The organism is uncultured Cardiobacterium sp. (genome assembly GCF_938028185.1).
Classification (GTDB): Bacteria; Pseudomonadota; Gammaproteobacteria; order Cardiobacteriales; family Cardiobacteriaceae; genus Cardiobacterium.
The window spans coordinates 1-2,351 of the sequence record NZ_CALJAH010000351.1; the positions used below are offsets into that span (position 1 = coordinate 1).

Consider the following 2,351-nt stretch of genomic DNA (forward strand, 5'->3'; position numbering starts at 1 on the left):
CCCAGCCGCAATCACCCCCGTGAAAAAAATCCTGCCCAACATCAGCATCATCTCCACCCTGCCCGTCTTCATGAGCGTCAGCATCGCCGCGTTCGCCATTTGGTATCTCAACGCCCCGCAACTGGCGGTGCCGCTCATCCTCGGCGTGATTGCTGGTGGCTTGGTCGATCTGGACAACCGCCTGCGTGGCCGCGTCAAAGACCTTGGCATCGTCCTCGCCGCCTTTGCCACCTCCTCGCTCGCCGTGCAGCTCACCCTCGCCCACCCCGCCGCCTACATCGCCGCCATGCTGCTGATGACCTTCACCTTCACCTACATGGGCGCGGTCGGGCTGCGCTACCGCACCATCGCCTTTGGCGCGCTGGTGGTCGCCATCTATACGACGCTTGCCTACACCGCCGCGCTGCCGTGGTACGCGAATCCCCTACTCATCCTCCTCGGCACCGTCCTCTACGGCGGTTGCACCCTGCTCACGCAAATCCTCTTTCCGCACCGCCAGGTACAAGAAAATATGGCCGCCGCCTACGCCGCGCTTGCCGACTACATCGACGCCAAAGCCTGCTACTTCGACCCGGATGACGACGACTACGCCCCGCGCCAGACCCGGCTTGCGCTCGCCAACACCGCCCTCATCCAGGCCTTCAACCGCTGCCGCAGCACCCTCTTCTACCGGATGCGCGGCCAGCACCGCCACCCGCGCACCGCACGGATGCTGCGCTACTACTTCGCCGCGCAGGACATCCACGAACGCATCAGCTCGGCGCACGTTGATTACCGCGAACTGGCAGAAAAACTGAAAAACAGCGACCTCATCTTCCGCTACTGGCGGCTGATCGAATGGCAGGCGCAGGCGTGCCGCAACATCGCAACAGCCCTGCACAACCACGACAGCTACCACCACGACCCGCGCCTGGAACGCGCCATCGACGGCATCTGCCAGTCGCTGCAACGCCACTTTGACAACCGCCTGACCGACGGCAGCCGCGCGCCGCTACAGCGCCTGCTCGACAACCTGCGCAGCATCAACTACCAGCTCGCCCACCTCGACAGCGACGACCCCGACCCGAACGACCAAAACAGCGCCATCGCCGCGCAAGAAGACCCGGCGCTCACCGCGCTTTGGCCCGTGCTGCGCAGCCAGCTCACCCTCGCCTCGCCCGTTTACCGCCACGCGGTGCGCCTCACCCTCGTCGTCCTCGTCTGCTGCCTCATCGTCGCCGCGCTCGACCTCGAACTGGGCTACTGGATACTGCTCACCGCCATCTTCGTCTGCCAGCCGAACTACACCGCCACCAAAAGCCGGGTGAACCAGCGCGTGCTTGGCACCCTGCTCGGCGTCATCGCCGCCAGCATCGCGCCGTATTTCACCCCGACGGTCGCCACCAAACTGTGGCTCATCATCATCAGCACCACCTGCTTCTTCTACTTCCGCAACCGCAAATACAGCTTCTCCACCTTCTTCATCACCGTGCAGGCGCTGACCGCGCTCTCGCTCGCGGGGTTGGTGGAGCTGAACGAAGCCGTGCCGCGCCGCCTGCTCGACACCCTCATCGGCGGCGGCATCGCCTGGGCGGCGGTAACATACCTCTGGCCGGACTGGCGCTACCTGACGCTGGCAAACACCGCCCGCGCCGCCATCCGCAGCGACGCCGCCTACCTGCGCCACATTTTGGGACAACTGCAACACGGCGGCGGCGACGACCTCGCCTACCGCATCATCCGCCGCCAAACCCACGAACAGGCGGCACAACTCGGCAGCACCGTCTCCGACATCAACAGCGAACCGCACAAATACGCCGCCCAACAAGAAACCGCCTTCCGCCTGCTCAACCACAACTACAGCCTCATCGGCTACATCTCGGCGCTCGGCGCCTACCGCAACCCGGCGGGACGCGGCGACAGTGACCCCTTCCTCGCCCGCTACTACCCGCTGGGCGAAAACATCGCCGACCTGCTCGAAACCCTCGCCGACCTGCCGCCGGACGCATTCAACGAACGCCTGGACACCCTGCGCGCCGCGCTCGACGAACTGCGCCCGCCGGAAACCGACCCCGACCCGCAACACGCCGTCCTCTGGCAACAACTGCTGATGATTACCCGCACGCTGGAGCCGTGCTACCAGGCGCTGGCCAGCGCGCAAGCGCGGCGGATACCTGCTGCTCGGCCTGCTTCCCCTATGGGAGAGAGCTGAAATCATCCGTGTAGCGACCGCATCCCAAACAAAGTGCAAACACCCTCTAGGGCGTGTTTGCAATTTGAATCCCCCTCCCCAGCGAAGCGGGGGAGGGTCAGGGAGGGGGTGTGAAAAACCGCGTAGCGACCGCATCCAAAATGAATTGCAAACAGCGCCT

1 protein-coding gene is annotated in these 2,351 nt (G+C 64.8%); it reads left to right on the forward strand.

The window, feature by feature from the left end; genetic code table 11:
- Nucleotides 1-19 precede the first annotated feature (19 nt).
- Nucleotides 20-2,191: a YccS family putative transporter gene (yccS, locus tag Q0349_RS10240; protein WP_366916313.1), complete on the forward strand. Its 2,172-nt coding sequence runs from the start codon at nucleotides 20-22 to the stop codon at nucleotides 2,189-2,191.
- Nucleotides 2,192-2,351: the final 160 nt, after the last annotated feature.